Source organism: Butyricimonas paravirosa (genome assembly GCF_032878955.1).
Taxonomy (GTDB): domain Bacteria; phylum Bacteroidota; class Bacteroidia; order Bacteroidales; family Marinifilaceae; genus Butyricimonas; species Butyricimonas paravirosa.
The window spans coordinates 4,990,434-5,013,304 of sequence record NZ_CP043839.1 but is presented as its reverse complement, the minus strand read 5'-3'; the positions used below and the strand labels follow the sequence as shown (position 1 = coordinate 5,013,304).

The window sequence follows — 22,871 nt, the reverse complement described above, 5'->3', positions numbered from 1 at the left end:
CCATGAAATATATTACCTACTTTATCAAGTTCTTCTATCGTATTCGCTTCTGGTTGATCATAGCACCGATTATCGTTGCTTCTCTCGTCTACTGGAAAACCAATAATTCCCCCCGCGATTACACGACGACTTGCTCCATATATACCGGAATTATCACGGGTGTCAATATTTTATCCGAAAGCGGGGTTACCACGACATCTTATACTCAAGGTAGTATGATGGATAACCTGTTAAATATCATCACTGCGGACCAAACCTTAAAACAGGTTTCATTACGCCTATATGCTCGCATTATGGTATACGGTGATCCCCATAAAGACAATATCTATACAAAAGCCAGTAATTATAGAAATCTCTACAATCACGGAATACCTATTCATAATTTAATAGATAAAAAATCTGATAATGATTCGATCAACGAGCAACGTACCTACGAAAAGTTACTTGCTTATGAAACAAACGATCCGACAAACTACGTCTACGGAATATATCAATGGAATCTCCCCTATGTAAATCGGGAAACTTTGAAAAAAATATATGTCAAACGCCTTGGTAATAGTGATGTGCTTGAAGTTTCATATACAACAAACGATCCCGGTATCGCATATCAAACAGTACTGATTTTGATTGATGAATTTAATAAACAATATCAAGAGCTACGTTTCGGCGAAACTAATAATGTCATCAAACATTTCCGCCACGAACTGGATAGTATTGGAAAAGAACTCAAGATTTCAGAAGATTCCCTTACCAAATATCGAGTGGAAAAACAAGTGATCAATTATGACGAAGAGACAAAGCATGTGGCAGCTTTGAATCGGGATTACGAATTACAATACTGGGAAACACTAAATAATTATAATTCAACTGATAGTTTAAAACGGGAACTCGAAAAAAGGATGCAATTATACACGGAAATTATTCAAAACAATAATTCGTTTATCCTTTTAAATAGCAAAATCAGCGAGATCAATGAAAAGCTGGCCATGGCAAAATACTACACGAGTGATGCTGTTTCGAAAGTAACCATTGATTCTCTCCAGCGTGAATTAGACAAAAACGAGACGGCTTTAACTGAAGCCGTTCATAAAATAGGGTATCTGAAATATAGTAAAGAGGGAATTTCCAACGAGAACATGATCGAAGAGTGGTTGAAACAAGTTCTCGCCTATAAAAAGGCTCAGGCAGAATTAATCGTTTTAAATAAACGAAAGATTCATATGGCTCAAAAATACATTCATTTTGCCCCTATCGGTTCGACCCTAACACGTAAAGAACGTATGGTAAACATCAATGAAAGAAGATATTTAGCGATTCTTGACGCCTTGAATACAGCTTTATTAAAACAGAAGAGTATTCAAATGAATTCTGCCAGTTTGAAACTAATGAACGCCCCCTACTACCCCTTAGTTCCCTCCGCACTTGGTAAACACAAATTACTAACAATCGGAGCTTATTTAGCAACATTAATATTCACAATATTTTTCTTCTTGATTATTGAGATACTGGATCATACATTACACAATCTCTTCAAAGCCGAACAATTAACCGGATGTAAGGTTCTGGGAGCTTTCACCCGGCAATTATCTCTTGCAGCCAGAAGATATAATAAAGTTTACGCCACGCTTTCCGCACAAAACTTGTGCAATTCCGCAACGACTTATTTTAAGCCTGATCAAAGTAATATTATAAATTTAATCAGTAACGAACCCGGAGAAGGAAAGAGCTATATCATGGAGCAAATGGCTCAACAATTTATGGAACGAGGATATGACGTAACACAATTATCCTGGCAAAATGAACCACAGACAGATGCTCAAGCTTTTATTCAATCCTTGAACATGAATGACCCGGATGATTTGGAAAAGAACAGCCTAAAGGAAAAAATCGTTATCGTAGAGTATCCTTCGTTAAAAGAAGCCGCATTAACAGCCAATATCTTACAAAATGTCAGCCTAAATTTACAAGTTGTAGATTCTAGACGTACATGGAAAAATACAGATCAACAACGATTTGAACGGACAAAAGAAATGTGTCATAAAGCACCCCTGTTTTTGGTATTAAATTACACGAAACGGGATGCGGCGGAAGACGTGAATGGTTTAATGCCACCTTATTCTTTTTTACGCAAATTATTGTATCAACTTTCACAATTAGGACTAACTGCAAACGACAAGACAACACAAATCTCTAAAGATAAACACCGTAATGATTAAAAATGGCTCGTCCTATATTACAGCGATCGCATTTTTCATCGGTCTGAGTGCTATATACCTATTAACACTAAAAGGAGGAATTATCCCGGCCCTTCTTTTTGCCTGTTTACCGGCAATAGCCATGGTTACAGCCAAATTTTGCCGGAAACAGTATTACTTTTACGTCTTTTTTGTCATAAACTACGTCATCACTGGAATTGACCGATATATTCCATTGAAATTTGGAATGATTATGCTCGGTTTAACTTTAGGGATCGGATGTCTTCTTCTTTTAAAAAACATCTTCCAAGTATATGAATGGAGACGTGGCTTTAATGCGCTAACCGCTTTATGGGGTATATGGTTCTTTTATTGTTTATTTGAACTTTTCAACCCGTTAGCGGTGGCTGACGCATGGTTTATCGCCATAAACGGATATGCTCTTTTCCCGTTGATAAGTGCTATAATTATACCCGTCCTCTTTACTCAATTCAAACATTTTCATTGGCTATTAGTCCTGTGGGCTATCTTATCCATATTGGCAGCCTTAAAAGGATATTGGCAAAAAAGTCATGGATTTGACTCTGCCGAATTATACTGGTTGTTTGTAGAAGGCGGGGCAAGAACCCATATTATCCATTACGGAGTTCGTTACTTTTCCTTCCTATCGGATGCGGCAAACTTTGGAATCACAATGGGACTTTCTCTAGTCGTATTCGGGATTTCAGGCTTTTTCGTTAAAACACGTTGGATAAAATATCTATTTTGGCTTACTGCCCTTACCTCTACCTACGGATTATTAATCTCCGGAACCCGTAGCGCCATTGCTGTTCCTTTAGTCGGGTTATGCGCATACGCAGTACTATGTCGAAGTTTCAAGAATCTATTCATTGCCGGAGGAATATTAATAGTCATTATCTTATTTCTCACCCAAACCAATATAGGCAATAGTAACTCCATTATCCGCAGGATGCGTTCCGCTTTCAATAAAGAAGATGCCTCTTTTAAAGTCAGAGGGATCAACAAGGAAAAAATGATTCCTCTAATGAGGGATAAGCCTTTCGGGGTCGGATTGGGACTAAGCGGGGGACGCATGGAACGTTTTGCTATAAATAGTAAATTATCCGAATTGCCCCCGGACTCCCTACTTACGATGTATTGGCTGGAGACTGGAATCGTGGGATTATCTCTCTATCTTTCTTTGCTGGTCCTCATTTTTACACGGGCCTCCTATATTGCCATGTTCATCATCAAGGACAAACGATTGAAGAATATTCTATTTTCCATTATAGCCGGTCTGGCAGGTGTATTTGTTGCGGCCTATGCCAATGACATCACGACTTACCCGAACGGTATCCTCATTTGTATTCTATTTGTATTCCTATTCATTGCACCCTATTACGATAAAGAGTTAACACAGAATGAACCAACAACCTGATATATCCATTATTACTATTAATTATAACGGTTTGGAAGAAACCTGCCAACTAATAGAATCTCTACAACAATACCCACAAGATTGCTCGTACGAGTTTATTATTGTCGATAATGGTTCTATTCAGAATGAAGCGTTACTTCTTCAAAAAAAATATCCGGAAGTTCACGTCATTCGCAGTGAACAAAATGTAGGTTTTTCGGGAGGAAATAATTTGGGGATTCAGACTGCCAAAGGAAAAGGGATATTCTTGCTAAATAATGATACATTGGTCACAGCCAACGATCTAAAGTATCTATACGAAAGATTGTATAGCTCCCCGGTAATAGGTGCCGTAAGTCCAAAAATCAAATTTGCTTTTCCACCCCAGCATATACAATTCGCAGGGTTCACTCCTTTAAGCAAATACACGTTACGTAATCGGACTATCGGGTATAACGAAACGGATGAAGGACAATTCGACATACCACAAGAAACGAGTTATTTACATGGAGCCGCCATGATGGTAAAACGAGAAGTAGTCGAACAAGTCGGGAGGATGCCGGAAATCTATTTCCTCTATTACGAAGAAATGGACTGGTGTACACAAATGTCAAGACAAGGATATCAGTTATGGTACGAACCTCGTTGCACCATATACCACAAAGAAAGTCGCAGTACCGGTAAAGATTCTCCTTTAAAAACATATTACCTCACCCGGAATCGCTTGTTATACGCATGGCGCAATCGACAAGGAAGGACACTCTATATATCTATACTATATCAGCTTTTAATGGCCAATCCTAAAAATATAATGATGTATCTACTACACGGCAGATTATTGCAAGCAAAGGCCATTTTTGACGGGAGTAAGGATTTTTTTCTATTAAAACATAAAAGAGAAAATATATGAATATTCAAGAAGTATTATACATATTCGAGTATATTTGTTGGATTCTTGCAAGTATTGCCGTTGCATACCCACTAATTTATTCTCTTGCCTCTCTAGGAACAAGAAAATCATATTACCCGACAGCCAATAAACAACATAAATTCGCCATCCTGTTCCCCGCTTATAAAGAGGATAGGGTTATCCTTCCGGTCGTGGAGTCTTTCCTACAACAACACTATCCACAAGAGCTGTACAAAGTAATTGTCATCTCGGATCACATGCAGGAAACCACGAACGAACGGTTGGCTCAACTCCCAATCACGCTACTCAAAGCAAACTATGAAAATAGTTCGAAAGCGAAAGCCCTGAATTTCGCCATGGACCACTTCGGACGGGATGAATTTGATGCTGTTGTTATTCTGGATGCCGATAATATTGTTGATACAAATTTTTTATTAGAAATTAATAAAGTCTTTGATGCCGGAGTGCAGGCTATCCAAGCACACCGGACGGCAAAGAATCGGAACACGGACATTGCGGTTCTTGATGGTCTTAGTGAAGAAGTTAACAACTCCATTTTCCGACGTGGACATGTAAGACTAGGCATATCCTCCGCCCTGATAGGTTCGGGAATGATATTCAACTATCAATGGTTCCATGACAACGTAAAACACCTCGTCACCACAGGGGAAGATAAAGAATTAGAAGTTTTATTACTCAAACAGAGAATATTTATTGAATTTCTGGACGAAGTGTACGTATACGATGAAAAGACACAAGGAGAAAAAGGATTTTACAACCAACGCCGCCGTTGGTTGGCAACACAATTCGCTCAATGGGGACGAGTCTTCAAGGATCTTCCCCAAGCAATCTTGTCCGGGAATATTGATTACAGTGATAAACTGATCCAATGGATGTTACCACCTCGTCTTATCCTATTCGGAGGAATCATCGTGATGGGAAGTATCATGCAAATCATTGATTGGCCGCTTGCCTTGAAATGGTGGGCTTTATTTCTTATCATGGGAGTCACGTTGTGTCTCGCCATACCGGACAAACTAGTGGATGATCGGTTCAAAAAATCAATCAACAAACTACCCTTGTTATTTATCATGATGGTAGTCAATTTATTCCGGATGAAGGGAATGAACAAAAAGTTCGTGAACACGGAAAAGAATGGTTCCTCAACTTTATAAAATGAACCCTATGAAAATAGCCATTGAAGCACAACGCATTTTTCGCACGAATAAACACGGGATGGATTTTGTCGCTCTCGAAACAATCCGGGAATTACAAAAGCTAGATCATATTCATGAATATTACATATTGGTTGCCCCCGGAGAAGATCATTGTCTGGAAGAATCAGCCAACTTCCATATTATAGAAATAAAATGCCCGACCTATCCGCTATGGGAACAAGTTGCCTTACCACTAGCCATACGCAAGATAAAACCGGAGATTGTACATTGTACGAGTAACACAGCTCCATTATTCTGTCCGGCACCACTAATCCTCACATTACATGATATTATATTTTTAGAAAAACGGGTACACAATAATAAGTCCATGTACCAAAACATGGGATGGTACTATCGTCGTTTTGTTGTTCCCCGGATACTGAAAAAGTGTAGACAGATTATTACCGTGTCCCAATTCGAATGTCATCGGATTCAGGAAACATTACATCTGCCGGAAGAACAAATTATCGCCATTCACAATGGTTTCAGCCAGCGTTTCCATCCGCTAGAATCGGTTTATGACACCACGAAAAAATATATCCCGTCCAAAGAATATTTATTTTTCTTGGGAAATACCGATCCTAAAAAAAATACACCACGCACGTTAAAAGCGTATAGCGTGTATGTACAACAATCTGCCCACCCATTACCCCTGTTGATTGCAGACCTGAAAGAAGAAGTCATCCATCAAATATTAAAACAAGAGGGTATCGAAAACATTAAAAATATGCTCTATTCTCCGGGCTATATCACCCATTCTGATTTGCCCGCCATATATAATGGTGCCCGGACTTTCCTCTACACTTCCCTACGGGAAAGTTTTGGAATTCCTCTTTTGGAAGCCATGGCATGTGGCACTCCGGTCATTACTTCTAACACCTCTGCCATTCCGGAAATCGCAGGAGACGGAGCGATATTGGTTAATCCGCTAGACGTTAATGCCATCGCCAAGGAATTACTCAGACTGGAAACAGACGTTCCCTACCGGAATCAACAAATTGCATACGGCTTGGAAAGAAGTAAGCTATTCTCTTGGCAACACACGGCAGAACAATTACTGAAAATATATGAATCTATACACTAAAAAAGAAGATTATGAATGATTATATATCTATTATCAGTTCGTTGATCATATTTCTATTTCCATACTTGGGGCGCAAATGGTTTAATCCTCAACTATTAAGTTCAACTGTGGTTAGTCTCGGATTACTGGGAACTTTTGGAGGTATCATGTACGGCCTGTGGGTTTTCAGTGTCGAGCAAATCGACTCATCTATTCCGCAATTATTGGAAGGATTAAAAACAGCCTTTTTAACTTCTATCGCAGGTATGTTAGCCTCGTTAATACTCAAGCTTGTACCCGTTTTTTACGGGATTAGAAAAGAAGAAGAACAGGAAGAAGAGATCACAGACAAACAATTACTCCTAGTACTTGAAAATATCGAGAAAAATACACAACCGACAGCCACACTGGCATTGGTTCAAGAAGTTAAATTTTCAAACGAACAACTCAAGAATAATTTTCAATCCCTGAACGACAATCTACAAAATATGGTTGCCAGAGAATTACATTTCAACACGGAAGCACTTGCTAGTTCTCTCCAAACGGTTATATCCAATTTAGACAATAGGATTTCAGAACAAATTAATCAAACCATTTTAAAGATATACGATATACTGGAACAACAATTACAGCATATCATACATTCCCAAGAATTTAACCAGACAATACAGGAACAACTTCAAGACACTCTTTCTAAATTACAAGAAACAATACAGAACATCGAAACCTTTTTGGGAAAATCCAATAATCTAAATATGAAACAAAATCATGTTTTCATGGAGCAAGTGACCTCATTCGGTGAATTTATCAAAGGCTCGGAACAACAAATGAGTTCTCAATTAAACCGTATGGAAGAAAAGTATGAAAGGGAATTAACCGAACTAGAGAAGTTTACCAAGACGTTAATGACGATTATCAAGAAATTATCACAAGACCACGATACACTGTACAAAAAAACAAATGACGTGGAATGAACATCTAATTGTGTATTATGAGAATATTTAAATCATCGAAAGAAGAAAACCAATGGATGTCAATCTCAGACTTGATGTCTGTACTTATGATGATCTTTCTTTTCATTTCTATCGTGTATATGAGAAGTGTGAATCTCGAAAAAAATAAAATAACTTCCATTGCCCAAACCTATGAAACCACACAGGTTGAAATCACGAACGATTTAAAAAAGGAATTTACAAAGAATCTGCAAATCTGGAATGCCGTATTGGATTCCTTAACGCTTTCCATCCGTTTTGAAAATCCCGAAATCTTATTTAAGGTCGGAAGTGCCGAGTTAAACGATCATTTCAAAAGTATTCTGGATAGTTTTTTTCCCCGATTCATACAGATTCTAACCGATCCCAAATACAAGAACGATATTGAAGAGATTCGTATAGAAGGCCACACGTCCAGCGAATGGGCCGGAGAATCCTCACCCTATCAAGCTTATTTCAACAACATGGAACTTTCACAGGACAGGACTCGCAAAGTATTAGAGTATATCCTTTCGCAGATAAAAGATGAACAACTACTCCACTGGACTAAAAGTAAACTTACCGCCAATGGTTTATCTTCCAGTCATCTAATCTATAATCCAAATCAAACAGAAAACAAAGAACGTTCCCGACGGGTTGAATTCAAAATAAAAACAAATGCAGAACAACAAATCATTAGAATTTTAGAGCAAAGCAAGTAACAAAATAATTCTATTTTGAAAATCTTTATCAAGAATCAATAACGTAAATCACTTATTACCATGTCACTTACAAAAAGAATATTATATTTTTTCATAAAAAAAAGTTCGGAAAAATCACACCGGATTTATTACAAACAAAAAAACAATTACTATATCAACCAATACATTCAGTGTACCCAAAAGAAAAGTCCATCAAAAATTCGAAAAGAAACACATGAACTATGGAAATATTGGAAAATATACCCAATACAATATTTCCGCTATAATATGTATCGCTCAGATTGCCCTCTAAGCATATCAGAAATGAAAAATTATATTCCAGATTACTTTGCTTATTATCTGTTCTATCCGAAATCTTTCAAAGAAAGGAATATTCTTTGTGAAGACAAGTTTCTCTTCTACACAATCTGTCAAGGTTTAAGAATAAATCAACCAAAAACAATTCTCTATACTAGAAATAACTCATTTTTAAATGATCAGCAAAATATTATAACTTTACAAGAAACATTAGAAATTATTCAAAATATACCAGACAAAAAACTTTTTATAAAACCAAGATTCGGAGTTGGAGGCACTGGTATTCACGTATTAAACAAGACAAATCCTAATACTTTTATTGATAAACAAAAGAACGTTATAGTAGATCTTGAATACATAAAAGAAATCGTTAAACAAGATTATATCATTCAGGCCGGGTTAACACAACATACCATCATAAACGAAATATACCCATTTTCAATAAATACATTTAGAATTGTAACTGAATGTATTGATAACTCTAAAATAAAAATTTTATTCGCACTATTAAGAATGGGACATGGAGGAATGGAAATTGATAACGCAACTTCAGGTGGTCTTTACACAAAAGTAAATCCAAACACCGGAGAACTCTATAAATATGCCCTAACAAATAATCAGGAAAAGTTTCTAGCACACCCTTATACTAATTTCAAATTTGAAGGATTCCATATTCCATTCTGGGACAAGATTGTAGAATTCACGTTAAAGCTCGCTTTCAAATTTTGCGATATAAAATATATTGGTTGGGACATCGCCTATACCGAAGACGGTCCAGTTGTCATCGAAGCAAACAATGGGCCTGATATAAGTATTTTACAAGATTTCTATGGAGGTCTTAAAAATCATTTTAAAATAAATTCTCCCACAGACTTTTGGTATTCAGAAAACTATGGAATTAAAGACCTATAAAAACACATCAAATGTTTGATAAATTAAAAACTGTTATAAAAAGAAATACTCAAATTAAGAGATTCATCATGTGGTCAATCTCCCCTACTAATAATCCCCGGCCTCGTCTCTGGGTTAAATGGTTCATTAATCCCTTTGTACACAAAAAAGGGAAAGGGGCAATCATCCGCCGAAGAAAATCACGTATTGACGTGTTCCCGTGGAATCAGTTTTCTATTGGTAATAACACGATTATCGAAGATTTTACAACAATAAATAATGGAGCGGGCAATATCATTATCGGTAATAATGCCCGTGTCGGGATCGGCTCTGTCATTATAGGTCCCGTATATCTAGGCAATAAAGTAGGCTTAGGACAACATGTCTTTATTTCCGGTTTCAATCATGGATATGAAGATGGAGAACGGGATTCTAACGAACAGGCTTTAGTAAAAAAAGAAGTTATCATTGATGATGAGTCCCATATCGGGGCCAACTCTGTCATCGTTGCAGGAGTTCATATCGGTAAAAGATGCCAAATTGGAGCAGGAAGCGTTGTTACCAAAAATATTCCCGATTATTCTGTTGCCGTAGGCAATCCTGCGAAAATTATCAAACGATACAATTTTCAAAACAAAACATGGGAACGGACACAAGAATTAGTTCCCCTTGTCAATAATAATAGTAACCATATTTAGAATATAATGAACTCATTTAAAGTCAGCGTGATTATTCCTGTATACAACACAGAGTTATACATAAAACAAACCGTTGAATCAATACAAAAACAGACATTATATGACATTGAAATCATTATCATAAATGATGGTTCCACAGACAATAGTCTTTCTCTACTCTTGGAACTATCAAAACAAGACCATAGAATAAAAATATTCTCTCAAGAAAATCAAGGTTTATCTATATCCCGCAACACCGGACTAGAAAAAGCATCTGGAGAATTTGTTTATTTCATGGACAGTGATGACCTTTTGGAAAAAGATGCACTGGAAATATGTTATCAGAAATGTATTGCCGAAAAATTAGATTTTGTCTTTTTCGATGCAGAAAGTTTCTATGCTGAAAATACATGTCCAAGAAACTACCAATATCAACGCAATCTGCAAATATCCGATAACGTTTGGCAAGGGACAGAATTGTTAAAGATACAGGATCAAACAGGTAATTTCCGGACATCTGCTTGTCTTAGTTTTTCCAGTTCAAGTTTCCTGAAAAAAAATAATATTCGGTTTTATCCTCACATTATCCATGAAGATGAATTATACACGGCTCTGTTATATTTAAATGCTACACGAGTAAAATATATTCAACGAACTTTTTTCAAAAGACGAGTAAGAAAAAACTCTATCACCACCCGTCCATTTTCAATGAAGAATATCCAAGGATACTTTACCGTGGCAAATGAATTAAAAAACTACACGTATTCACAAGCTGCAGTAAGAGAAATCATTCATAATCACTTATCTAAAATGCTCAACGCTGCCATACGAAATGCGTTCAAACTACCTGCAAAACAACGTCTTTACATTGCGAAATGCGCCCTAATGGACTACTCTAAATATGTGAATTGTAAAACAATTTGCGTGTTACTTTTCAAATCTCTACTAAAAAGATAATTCTATGGGTTCGATTAAAAAAGAGCTACTCTCCGGTGTTTTTTATACAGCCATTGCTAAATATTCAGGTATTCTCATATCATTGATTATTACAGGAGTACTTGCCAGATTAATATCCCCGGATAAATTCGGTATCGTGGCCGTAGTAACGGTTATCACCTTTTTCTTCAGCATATTCAGTGACCTTGGAATAGGAGCGGCTATCATACAAAACAAGGAACTTCAACAAAAAGATCTTAACCAATTATTTTCATTCACGGTATGGAGCGGGTGTATCTTAACACTATTATTTTTCCTTTGCTCATGGCCGATTTCCTTCTTCTACAAGGAACCGAGCATGAAGGCGATCACCCAGCTATTAGCTATAAATCTTTTCTTCGCATCAGCAAACATTGTCCCGAATGCCCTATTGTATAAAGCGAAAGCTTTCAAATTTCTCGCATGGAGAAGTCTTGGCGTGCAAGTAAGCGGAGGTATAATCGCTATTCTGGCAGCTCTTGGTGGGGCAGGACTTTATACTTTAATTATAAATCCCATTCTTTCCAGTATCCTATTATTTATCATATCTTATCAAAAATATCCTCAAACACTGGAAATGACCTGGGGCATCCCTTCTATCCGGAAAATATTCAAATTCTCGGCTTATCAGTTCATGTTCAATATCATCAACTATTTTAGTCGAAATCTCGATAAGCTCCTTATCGGGAAATATATGGGAATGTCACCCTTGGGATATTACGAAAAATCATATCGGCTGATGATGCTTCCTTTACAAAATATCACCCATGTCATCACTCCCGTGATGCACCCCATCTTTTCAGACTATCAGCATGATTTAAATCATCTAGCAAATTCATACGAAAAAATCATCCGTTTACTAGCTTTCATAGGGTTGCCATTATCTGTTTTCCTTTGGTTCTCAGCACGTGAAATCACCTTGATGGTATTCGGAGAACAATGGATGCCCTCTGTATCAATATTTCAAATATTATCTATTTCTGTCGGAATACAAATCATCATGTCTACCTCCGGCTCCATTTTCCAAGCATCCAACGACACAAAGAGCCTATTTTTATGTGGGTTATTCTCATCAATCATCAACGTGGCAGGTATATGCGTCGGATTATTTATTTTCAAAACACTGGATGCCATAGCCTGGTGTATCACGATCACATTTTCAATCAGTTTCCTTCAATGCTATTACCAAATGTATTACATCACCTTTCGTCGTTCCATCATTCATTTAGGGAAACAATTTCTCTCCCCTATCCTACTCGGTAGTATCGTATTTCTAACACTATTTTTAATTACCCCTTTCATAACTCCATATTCGTTATTTATCAATTTGATCATAAAATCAGTTGTCTTTATAGGAATAGATCTAACCTATATTCATATCACAAAAGAATACAATTTGGTGAAACTACTTAAATTCAAAGCATGAAAGCATTATTTCTCACGTTCCATGGCTTTCACGCCACCAATGGAATTAGCAAAAAGATCCACTATCAAGTACGAGCACTCGAAGCTAACGGGGTGGAGACTCATCTTTGTTATTTATCGGAAAAACAAGGAATAAAATACCGTATGCTGGATCAAGAGATTCTGGCAGATTACGGAGATGGTATAAAAGGAAAACTATACAAACGTTTTGAATTCAATTCGGTCTTCCGCTACATTATTAAAAACCAAATTGATCTGGTATATATTCGCTCTGACCACAATGCCAATCCATTTACGATTAGGCTAGTACGTAAAATAAAAAAGGCCGGAATCCACGTGGTTATGGAAATTCCCACGTATCCGTACGATCAAGAATACATTCTATCCAAAGGGAAAATACAACTACTTATCGACAAATGTTTTAGGAAACAACTTGCTAAATATCTGGATCAAATCATCACCTTTTCCAATTACAAAACGATATTCGGAATCCCAACACTCCAAATCTCTAATGGGATTGATTTCAATGACATCCCCGTAAAACAAGAAGCAAACGACACTTCACAAGAAATTCATTTAATCGGGGTAGCCGAGATTCACTATTGGCACGGATTTGACCGCTTGTTGAAGGGCCTTGCTAATTACTACATTCATTCTCCCCAATACAAAGTGTATTTTCATATTATTGGAGATTTTTTTAGTCCTAGAGAACGTGAAGAATATATGTCTATCATCAAAGAGAATCACCTAGCACCCTATGTTATCCTGCATGGACGGCAAGCTGGACAAATGCTTGACCTTCTTTTTGAACTATGCGATTTCGGAATCGGTAGTTTGGGACGCCATCGTAGTGGAATCACAAATATTAAAACGCTTAAAAACAGAGAATATGCAGCTAGAGGCATTCCGTTCATCTATTCAGAAATAGACGAAGATTTTGAAAATATGCCTTATATCATGAAAATTCCCGCAAACGAGGAAGCTGTGGACATAAAGCAAATACTCAATTTTTACAATCAATTACATATCACGCCTTTAGAAATAAGAAATTCGATTCGACATCTTTCATGGAATAACCAAATGAAAAAGGTACTTGATGAGATGCAGAAAAAAGATAAAATAAATCCAAACAACAACAATATTGCTAACTTTGCCACATTATATACTAATAAATTTATCCCTAATAAAGAGAAATGGCCGCACTAAGGTTTTTCTTTTACCTGTTAATGAAACCAGCAACCCTAGGAATGACATTCTTGGGCGCATGTGGAATTTTCGCACCATGTATCAATCCTGATAAATGGTGGATTCCTGCGTTATCTGGTCTATTCATGCCGGGAATTATATTAGTCAATTTCTATCTCCTAGTATTTTGGGGGATCCATAAAAAATGGTGGATTATATTACCATTTATCACAATCATCAGTAATCATCAATTCTTTTCAGGAATGTTCCAATCACCTTGGAAACAAGATATTCCCTATGTTCCAAAAGATGAAATCACCATTGCTAGCTATAATGTTGAAGGTTTTTACTGGATCGCACGAAATATAAAATATAATATAAAAAAATTAGTAGAAGACAATCACATTGATATTTTATGTATCCAAGAACATTGTGAAGAATCACATCTGGATAGCATCACCATTCAACAAAAATTCGGACTTCCCAATCGATGTGTGTTTTTTAACAGACAAACGGCATGGGCCAATTTTGGAATCAGTATATATAGTCATTATCCCATAATTCGATACGGTGAAATCAATTTTAATTCCGAAAAGAACAATAGTATGTGGGCAGACATCTTAATCGGAAAAGATACCATCCGTGTATTCAATAACCACTTACAAACAACAGATGTCAGCATGAATGGCAAAAAATATGAAGAATACAGAAGCGTTAAAGACTGGAAAGGTCAAGCCCGAACACTTGTGAACATCGTGGAACAACTAAAAGCCAACTTTGTCATTCGTGCCAGCCAAGCTATACAGGTTCGAAACCTCATTGACACGACCCATTACCCTGTCATTGTATGCGGAGATTTTAACGACACGCCCGTGTCCTTTGCCTATAACCATATTGCAGGAAATAACTTAACAGACGGTTTTCGAGATCGAGGGAAAGGATATGGACATTCATTCAACGGGATTAAAGGATTGTTACGAATAGATTTTATCAGTTACGACAAATCTTTCACTGGATTAGTGTACGATTCACCCCATCTTCCATGGAGTGACCACAACCCGATTATAATGAAAGTAAAATTAAAAACGACATCAAGATAAGACTTCTATGGCAGCTCTCAGATATTTCTTCTCACTCTTAATGGTCCCGATTAGTTTCGTTACGGCTGGATTTAGCCTCATCGCATACATGGCCGGGCAAACAACCCCCAATGAATCAATATTTATCACGTTCATCGGGTTAGCCACTCCTGTTGTTCTGATTATAAATTTACTAATTCTCGTTTACTGGATCATTAGAAAAAAATGGTGGATAATCATACCCATCGTCGCCATTTTACTAAATAGCGGTTATATCACGTCAATCTTTCAAATGACACTATCATCTTCCAAATTACCAGATGGAAAACTTCCCCTACGTATAGCCAGCTATAACGTGGGAAAATTCAAATCATGGGAACATTTGGAAACCCAATACTATATTTCGGAATTTCTAAAAAATAACGAGACTAACATTATCTGTTTCCAAGAATACCGGGAAAACACCAAGATCAACGCAGACACTCTTTCCCATTTGTTAAACTGCCCCCATCATGCAATAACTTACTTATCCGGTTCCACAACCTTGGGAACGGGAATTTTTAGCAAATACCCTATTTTGCGATTCGGGAAGATACCTCTTGATTCCCAAACAAATGATGCCATGTGGGTTGATATTCAAACCGGGGAAACAACGACAAGAATAATCAGTTGTCACTTACAAACAACAAATTTCAGCAGGAAACGGAAATTACTAGATGATCCCGCACTACAAAATGCAGACATACAACAAGTAGAAGACGTCGTAACGGATATATCACAAGAATTAGCCCTAAATTTCAAGATCAGAGCCACGCAGGCTCAAATTGTAAGACAAGTTATTGACACGACACGAATTCCCACAATCGTCTGTGGAGATTTTAATGACACCCCTTCATCCTACACTTATCAACATATCAAGGGAAACTTAAAGGACAGTTTCAAAACACGAGGTAACGGATACGCCTATACTTTCCGGGGAATACACCACCTGTTACGCATTGACTTTATCCTTTATTCTAAAGAGTTTAAATGTACAGACTATTACTCGCCGGAAAAAGGATGGAGCGATCATACCCCAGTTATCAGTGAATTCTATCTAAAATAACAATTATGACACAATTTCTTCAATACCTATTCTGGATTTCCATTATTATCGTATTCTACACATACATCGGGTACGGAATCCTATTATACCTCCTTGTCAAGATCAAAGAAAAACTCCACCCGGAACAGCCGTTAACACTTCCGGAAACTCTTCCCGATGTTACGTTACTTATAGCAGCTTACAACGAAGAAAAGATCATCAAATCAAAAATGGATAACTGTGCGACTCTCGATTACCCGAAAGACAAGTTACACGTGATCTGGGTTACCGACGGTTCCACCGATTCTACAAATATGTTATTGACCACATACCCGAACATAACGGTTCTCTTTTCCCCCGAGCGCAAAGGAAAGACTGCTGCCCTGAACCGGGCAATGTCATTTATTAAAACATCATACACGATTTTCACGGATGCCAACACGATGCTCAACACGGAGTCGATAAAAGAAATTATGACTTGTTTCACCAATCCCAAAACGGGATGCGTGGCCGGAGAAAAACGTATCGAAAATAAGGACAAAGATAACGCTGTTTCAGGTGGAGAAGGTTTTTACTGGCGCTACGAATCAAAATTAAAAGCGTGGGATTCCAAGTTGTACTCGGCAGTAGGAGCTGCAGGGGAATTATTCGCCATCCGTACGGAATTATTCACCCCCATGCCCGAAGACACTTTACTGGATGATTTTATTCTCTCGCTACGAATTGCCATGCAAGGTTATAAAATTGCTTATTGCGACAAGGCCTACGCTATTGAATCCGGCTCCATGGATATGCACGAAGAACAAAAACGCAAAGTACGCATTGCAGCAGGGGGTTTACAATCTATCGCTCGGCTAAAAGAACTACTCAACCTATTCAAATATGGCACCCTCTCCTTTCAATATATATCACACCGGGTACTACGCTGGTCGGTTACGCCCGCTCTATTATTCCTACTATTCCCGTTGAATTTGATTCTCGTCATTGTACAGGGAGCATCCCTCTACAAGATCATACTCATCCTACAAATTATCTTTTACGTTCTAGCTTGGCTCGGGGCTATTATGGCCCAAAAACAGATAAAAATAAAGATTCTATTTATTCCTTACTACTTCATGTTCATGAATTTAAACGTGTTGAAAGCACTTTTCTATCTGAAAAAACACAAGGGTAAAGGAACTTGGGAAAAAGCGAAAAGAGGATAACAATTACAATTGAGACTTAAAATAATCTATCGTTTTCAACAACCCATCCCGCAAAGGGATCATCGGCTGCCAGCTTAACTTCATTCTAGCTAACGTTATATCCGGTCTGCGCTTTCTAGGATCATCTTCCGGGAGTGTTCCAAACACGATTCGGGACTTTGATCCTGTCAATTCCAATACCAAATTTGCCAGTTCCAACATCGTGAATTCCCCGGGATTACCAAGATTCACTGGACCGGTAAAATTATCCTCCGTGGCCATCATTCTAATCATACCATCGATTAAATCATCCACGTATTGAAAACTTCGTGTCTGGGTTCCATCACCATAAATCTCAATATCTTTTCCTTGTAAAGCATTCACGATAAAATTCGATACCACCCGCCCATCATTCTGAGCCATACGAGGTCCGTAAGTATTAAATATACGAATAATTTTCACCACAACCCCGGCCTGACGGTGATAATCCATGCACAATGTCTCCGCACATCTCTTTCCTTCATCATAACAAGAACGCAGCCCGATAGGATTCACGTTTCCCCAGTATTCTTCAGTTTGCGGATGTTTCACTGGATCACCATAAACCTCACTCGTAGACCCCTGTAACAACTTTGCCTTAACCCCTTTCGCCAATTCCAACATATTTACCGCACCAAAAACAGAGGTATTTATAGTTTTTATCGGGTCATATTGATAGTGTACCGGAGATGCCGGACAAGCCAGATTATAAATCTCATCCACTCCCTTCATATAAGGCCAGATAATATCCCGTTCCTCCAATTCAAAATTAGGATTACCTACCAAATGCTGAATATTTTCTTTCGAACCGGTAAAAAAATTGTCTAAACAAATCACATAATTACCTGATTTTATCAATCGATCACACAAATGCGATCCCAAAAAACCTGCTCCGCCAGTCACTAATACACACTTCATAATTCACCTCTATTATTTATACAAACATATAAAAAAATATTCGGAAATCACACTAATTAGTGTGATTTCCGAATATTTATATTTACAGAGACAATTAGAACGAATATCAGTACATCTGATTCAATTGCTCTTTAATCTTATCACTCGTGATATAATCATCGAAATCCATTCGCTTGTCTATCATCCCGTTAGGTGTCAATTCTATGATCCGGTTACAAACGGTTTGGATGATCTCATGGTCATGAGAATTCATTAAAACAATTCCTTTAAACGCCACCAATGTATTATTAAAAGCCTGAATGGATTCCAAATCCAAGTGATTGGCCGGAGAATCCAATAACAAGACATTCGCATTTGTCAACATCATCTTGGCTATCATACAACGCATCTTCTCACCCCCGGATAAAACTTTCACCCGCTTGTAAATATCCTCCCCGGAAAATAACATTTTCCCGAGGAATCCTCTTAAAAACGTTTCACTTGTATCTGCAGAGTACTGTCCCAACCACTCTACCAAAGTCATATCCGTCTGAAAATAAGCTGAATTATCCAACGGAAGGTAGGCATTCGTGATCGTCACTCCCCACGTGAAACTACCCGTATCCGGTTTTTCATTTCCTGCAAGGATCTCCAACAAGGCAGTCATCGCTCTCGGATCACGTGACAGGAAGGCAATTTTATCCCCTTTCTCCACGGTAAACTCTACATCACGGAATAAGGTCTGTCCTTCGATAGATTTACTCAAATTACGAACATCCAAAATCCGGTCACCCACTTCCCGTTCCGGGGTAAAGATAATCCCGGGGTATTTCCGGGTAGAAGGTAAAATCTCCTCTACATTCAATTTCTCCAACATTTTCTTACGGCTCGTGGTTTGCTTTGACTTTGCCACGTTAGCACTAAAGCGGGAAATAAACTCCTGTAACTCTTTCTTCTTCTCCTCCGCCTTCTTATTCTTAGCTTGAGCCTGACGCAAAGCTAACTGGCTAGACTCATACCAGAAACTATAGTTACCGGCAAATAACTGAATCTTACCAAAATCAATATCTACCGAATGTGTACACACGGAATCCAGAAAATGCCGGTCATGCGATACCACTAAGACCGTGTTCTCGTAATTGGCCAGATAATTTTCCAACCACATAACCGTCTCCAAGTCCAAATCATTCGTGGGCTCGTCCAATAACAAGTTATCCGGTTTCCCGAATAGGGCCTGAGCTAACAAAACCCGTACTTTCTGCTTTCCACTTATATCTTTCATCAAGGAATAATGCAAATCTTCCTTGATACCTAATCCACTCAACAAGTTCGCCGCATCACTCTCGGCATTCCATCCGTCCATCCCGGCAAACTGCTCTTCCAGTTCGGCAGCTCGAATCCCGTCCTCATCCGAGAAATCCTCCTTCATGTATATCGCATTCTTCTCCTGCATCACCTTCCACAAAGAGGAGTGTCCCTGTAACACGGTATCCAAAACCGTACACTCGTCATAAGCAAAGTGGTCCTGTTTCAATACCGACAACCGTTCTCCCGGTCCGAACATCACGGTTCCCCGCGTTGGCTCCAAATCGCCACTCAATATTCTCAAGAACGTAGATTTCCCGGCACCATTGGCACCTATTACTCCATAACAATTCCCCGGTGTAAACTTCAAATTCACATCCCGGAACAAAGTTCTCTTCCCAAACTGAATCTCTAAATCCGAAACTGTAATCATTATTTATCTTTTTCTAAAAACGCCCGCAAAGATACACGTTAAAAAGTTGCCATGCAACTTTTTAATGCTTCTCTCCAATCCCGGATCTCCAAATCGAAAGTCTCCTTAATTTTTGTCTTATCCAAAATTGAATAAGCAGGTCTTTTTACTTTAGAAGGATATTCCTCTGTTGTCACTGGGTTCACTTTACAATTTGCCCCTGTAAGAGCCACGATTTCTTTGGCAAAATCATACCACGTACAAGCTCCTTCGTTCGTAAAGTGATACACACCTTCCAATTCCGGGAGATCATCCCGTTCCATAATGCTAATAATAGCCTCGGCCAGATCCCCCGCATAAGTCGGCGTTCCCCACTGATCGCTCACCACGTTCAACTCGTCCCGCTCAGAAGCTAAACGGGATATTGTTTTCACGAAATTATGTCCATATCCGGAATACAGCCAAGCCGTACGGATAATAACATACAGACATCCCGATTTTTTGATTGCCTGTTCTCCTTCCAATTTTGTTCTTCCATACACGCTCTGCGGATTTGTAGCATCTTTTTCCGTGTAAGGATGATCCGATGTCCCGTCAAACACGTAATCTGTCGAGATATGGACCAGCAGACAATCCAGTTTCACGGCAGCATTGGCCAAGTTAGCCACGGCATCACGATTCAATTTCATCGCTTTTTCCTCATCGTCTTCTGCTTGGTCGACAGCCGTGTATGCAGCACAATTAATGATCGTGTCAATATCATGCGTCTCAATAAAGGCACATATCGCCTTAAAATTCGTTATATCCAATTCTTCAACATCCGTGTAAAACACGTCATCCAGCAAAGAAAAGCTACGATTTCTCAGCTCTGTACCCAATTGTCCATTCGCACCCGTGATCAATATATTAGCCATATATAATTTTAAATTTATGATTTCTACCCTTAAAACCCACTCACTTTAGCCCCCTTATCAACTTATGGATTCTTTATCATATTTTTCGAATTCAGAATTTCGACTGACAAACTCAGGTACAATATCCTTCATCATCTTCACCATCTCCGGGATATTTACCCTAGCAGCCAATTCATTCAATTTATTCAATTCATTTACGACATCAAAATAATTATACTCCCGGACTTTCGCTACCCGAATTTTGTTGTGAGCTGTCGGCAAAGTGTTCTCCTTGTTACTTAACAACTCTTCGTATAGCTTCTCCCCCGGCCTTAACCCCGTGTAGATAATGGAAATCTCCTTATCCGGATCAAATCCCGATAATTCAATCATCCGTCTTGCCATATCGGCAATCTTCACGGGACGTCCCATCTCGAAAATATAAATCTCACCTCCCATACCCATCGTTCCGGCTTCCATCACCAAACGACAAGCTTCCGGGATCGTCATGAAATAACGAATAATATCCGGATGAGTCACCGTAACAGGTCCCCCGTTGCGAATCTGTTCACGGAACCTCGGAATTACCGAACCGTTAGATCCCAACACGTTCCCAAAACGAGTCGTGATAAAACGAGTAGTTCCTACTTGCAAACCATCCCGAATGGCCACACTTAAACTTTGTACATATATCTCGGCCAAACGTTTAGAGGCTCCCATGATATTCGTCGGGTTAACCGCCTTATCCGTGGAAACCATAACAAAACGCTCCACCCCATACTTCACGGCATGATCCGCAACATTCATCGTCCCAAACACGTTTACCCGCACGGCTTCACAGGGATTCGATTCCATCAAGGGCACGTGCTTGTAAGCTGCCGCATGGAATACCACTTGAGGATGATAATTACGGAACACAAAATCCATTCGATCAAGAGATCTCACATCCCCAATCACAGGCACAAAAGGAGTCTTCGGGAACTTATCCGTAAATTCCAACTGGATATTATGCATTGGAGTTTCAGCCGAATCCAAAAATATCAATTGCTTGATATTAAAACGTGTCAATTGACGACATAACTCGCTCCCGATAGAACCGGCAGCTCCCGTTACCATAACGACTTTCCCTTCCAATCCTTCCGCAATCTCCTTCATGTTAATCTTTATCTCGTCACGCCCAAGCAATTCCTCCAAACGGATTTCCTTCATTTGCGGACGCGGCAACTGCCCGTCACTCATCTCCTCCACGGAAGGCAGTACTAACATTTCCAACCCCAATTTCTGACAATAACGCACCAATCGTTGTTGTTCCTCCTGAGCGGTCCGATAATTCGGGAACACGATTCCATCAACCTGTAAACGCTTTACCAACCGGTTAAATCCTTCTTCTCCCGTGATAAAGTATACTGATTCACCGGATAACCGGTAATGCTTATATCTTTTTCCAATAGTCAAATACCCCGTTACCTTGTAAGATGGCAGGAAACTGTTAGAAACTGCCGTACTGAGCGAGGCAGAACAATCATCCATCCCGAAGATCAACACCCGCTTTTGTTCTCCATGCAAACGAACTTTCAAAAAGTCATACAGGCTCACTAACACCACTCGCACGGAAACCAACACTACGGTAGTCGTCATCATGTCCAACAAAGCCCCTAAAATCAATCTTTCATTAGATACCTGCGGGTAGAATACATGAATCAAAGGGTAAAGAATGATCACTTTCAAAGCCATCGCTATCCCCAAACGCCAAGTTTCCCGTAACGTGGTGAAACGCATCACGACACGATGAGCATGTAATATGGCAAATGCCAAAGCACTAATGACCGCCGCCAATAATGCCAAATATGCAACCCACGACCAAACAACAGGTTCTTCCCTGACAAACCGGATAAGCCAGTAAGCAAAAACCGTTACCAAAGTTGAAAGCACAACGTCAATCCCCATCACGATCCAGCGACTCAGGTATCTCGTGTGTACAATCTTGGTAGCTAATCCATTCGGTCCAAATAAATAATTTTTCATTTAATTCC

Annotated in this window: 19 protein-coding genes; 15 read left to right on the top strand and 4 right to left on the bottom strand. The window is 38.7% G+C overall.

The annotated features are described in order from the left end of the window. Window positions 1-2: 2 nt before the first annotated feature. From F1644_RS20150 to F1644_RS20080, 15 genes are all read left to right on the top strand, one after another. Window positions 3-2,216 carry a GumC domain-containing protein gene (locus F1644_RS20150; protein WP_118304193.1) on the top strand — a complete coding sequence of 738 codons (2,214 nt, stop codon included), beginning with the start codon at window positions 3-5 and terminating at the stop codon, window positions 2,214-2,216. Beyond that, window positions 2,209-3,633: an O-antigen ligase family protein gene (locus F1644_RS20145; protein WP_118304195.1), complete on the top strand. Its 1,425-nt coding sequence runs from the start codon at window positions 2,209-2,211 to the stop codon at window positions 3,631-3,633. Before F1644_RS20150 ends, F1644_RS20145 begins: the two co-directional genes overlap by 8 nt. After that, window positions 3,617-4,522 carry a glycosyltransferase family 2 protein gene (locus F1644_RS20140; RefSeq protein WP_118304197.1) on the top strand — a complete coding sequence of 302 codons (906 nt, stop codon included), beginning with the start codon at window positions 3,617-3,619 and terminating at the stop codon, window positions 4,520-4,522. Before F1644_RS20145 ends, F1644_RS20140 begins: the two co-directional genes overlap by 17 nt. Then, complete coding sequence (locus F1644_RS20135) at window positions 4,519-5,697, top strand: glycosyltransferase family 2 protein (RefSeq protein WP_087422381.1); 1,179 nt, start codon at window positions 4,519-4,521, stop codon at window positions 5,695-5,697. Before F1644_RS20140 ends, F1644_RS20135 begins: the two co-directional genes overlap by 4 nt. A 10-nt stretch (window positions 5,698-5,707) precedes the next feature. Continuing rightward, entirely contained in the window at window positions 5,708-6,823 is a 1,116-nt protein-coding gene (locus F1644_RS20130; protein WP_118304303.1) for a glycosyltransferase family 4 protein, read from the top strand. An 11-nt stretch (window positions 6,824-6,834) separates the two neighbouring features. Then, on the top strand, window positions 6,835-7,776 hold the full coding sequence (locus tag F1644_RS20125) for a hypothetical protein (protein WP_118304199.1): 942 nt from the start codon (window positions 6,835-6,837) through the stop codon (window positions 7,774-7,776). A gap of 17 nt (window positions 7,777-7,793) precedes the next feature. Further along, on the top strand, window positions 7,794-8,495 hold the full coding sequence (locus F1644_RS20120) for an OmpA/MotB family protein (protein WP_118304201.1): 702 nt from the start codon (window positions 7,794-7,796) through the stop codon (window positions 8,493-8,495). 303 nt (window positions 8,496-8,798) lie between these two features. Further along, window positions 8,799-9,704: a sugar-transfer associated ATP-grasp domain-containing protein gene (locus tag F1644_RS20115; RefSeq protein ID WP_158571975.1), complete on the top strand. Its 906-nt coding sequence runs from the start codon at window positions 8,799-8,801 to the stop codon at window positions 9,702-9,704. A gap of 11 nt (window positions 9,705-9,715) precedes the next feature. Further along, window positions 9,716-10,381 (top strand): acyltransferase, encoded by a 666-nt coding sequence (locus tag F1644_RS20110; RefSeq protein WP_118304205.1) that lies wholly within the window; start codon window positions 9,716-9,718, stop codon window positions 10,379-10,381. A gap of 6 nt (window positions 10,382-10,387) precedes the next feature. Then, entirely contained in the window at window positions 10,388-11,317 is a 930-nt protein-coding gene (locus F1644_RS20105) for a glycosyltransferase family 2 protein (RefSeq protein WP_118304207.1), read from the top strand. 4 nt (window positions 11,318-11,321) lie between these two features. Next, complete coding sequence (locus F1644_RS20100; RefSeq protein WP_118304209.1) at window positions 11,322-12,761, top strand: lipopolysaccharide biosynthesis protein; 1,440 nt, start codon at window positions 11,322-11,324, stop codon at window positions 12,759-12,761. Further along, a complete protein-coding gene (locus F1644_RS20095; protein WP_229782414.1) occupies window positions 12,758-13,966 on the top strand; it encodes a glycosyltransferase family protein in 1,209 nt (402 codons plus the stop codon). Before F1644_RS20100 ends, F1644_RS20095 begins: the two co-directional genes overlap by 4 nt. A gap of 20 nt (window positions 13,967-13,986) precedes the next feature. Beyond that, window positions 13,987-15,045, top strand: a complete 1,059-nt coding sequence (locus tag F1644_RS20090) for an endonuclease/exonuclease/phosphatase family protein (protein WP_158571977.1) — start codon at window positions 13,987-13,989, stop codon at window positions 15,043-15,045. A gap of 7 nt (window positions 15,046-15,052) precedes the next feature. Continuing rightward, entirely contained in the window at window positions 15,053-16,129 is a 1,077-nt protein-coding gene (locus F1644_RS20085) for an endonuclease/exonuclease/phosphatase family protein (protein WP_118304213.1), read from the top strand. A 5-nt stretch (window positions 16,130-16,134) separates the two neighbouring features. Further along, entirely contained in the window at window positions 16,135-17,313 is a 1,179-nt protein-coding gene (locus F1644_RS20080; protein ID WP_118304215.1) for a glycosyltransferase family 2 protein, read from the top strand. 3 nt (window positions 17,314-17,316) lie between these two features. Here the strand turns inward: F1644_RS20080 and F1644_RS20075 are convergent, their stop codons facing one another. From F1644_RS20075 to F1644_RS20060, 4 genes are all read right to left on the bottom strand, one after another. After that, on the bottom strand, window positions 17,317-18,249 hold the full coding sequence (locus F1644_RS20075; protein WP_118258412.1) for a UDP-glucuronic acid decarboxylase family protein: 933 nt from the start codon (window positions 18,247-18,249) through the stop codon (window positions 17,317-17,319). 106 nt (window positions 18,250-18,355) lie between these two features. After that, window positions 18,356-19,966 carry an ABC-F family ATP-binding cassette domain-containing protein gene (locus tag F1644_RS20070; protein ID WP_087422394.1) on the bottom strand — a complete coding sequence of 537 codons (1,611 nt, stop codon included), beginning with the start codon at window positions 19,964-19,966 and terminating at the stop codon, window positions 18,356-18,358. Between the two features lie 38 nt (window positions 19,967-20,004). Further along, the gene (gene rfbD / locus F1644_RS20065; RefSeq protein WP_118304217.1) at window positions 20,005-20,859 is read right to left on the bottom strand and encodes a dTDP-4-dehydrorhamnose reductase; all 855 of its coding nucleotides are present in this window, start codon (window positions 20,857-20,859) and stop codon (window positions 20,005-20,007) included. A gap of 57 nt (window positions 20,860-20,916) precedes the next feature. Then, a complete protein-coding gene (locus F1644_RS20060; protein ID WP_087422396.1) occupies window positions 20,917-22,863 on the bottom strand; it encodes a polysaccharide biosynthesis protein in 1,947 nt (648 codons plus the stop codon). Window positions 22,864-22,871 lie beyond the last annotated feature (8 nt).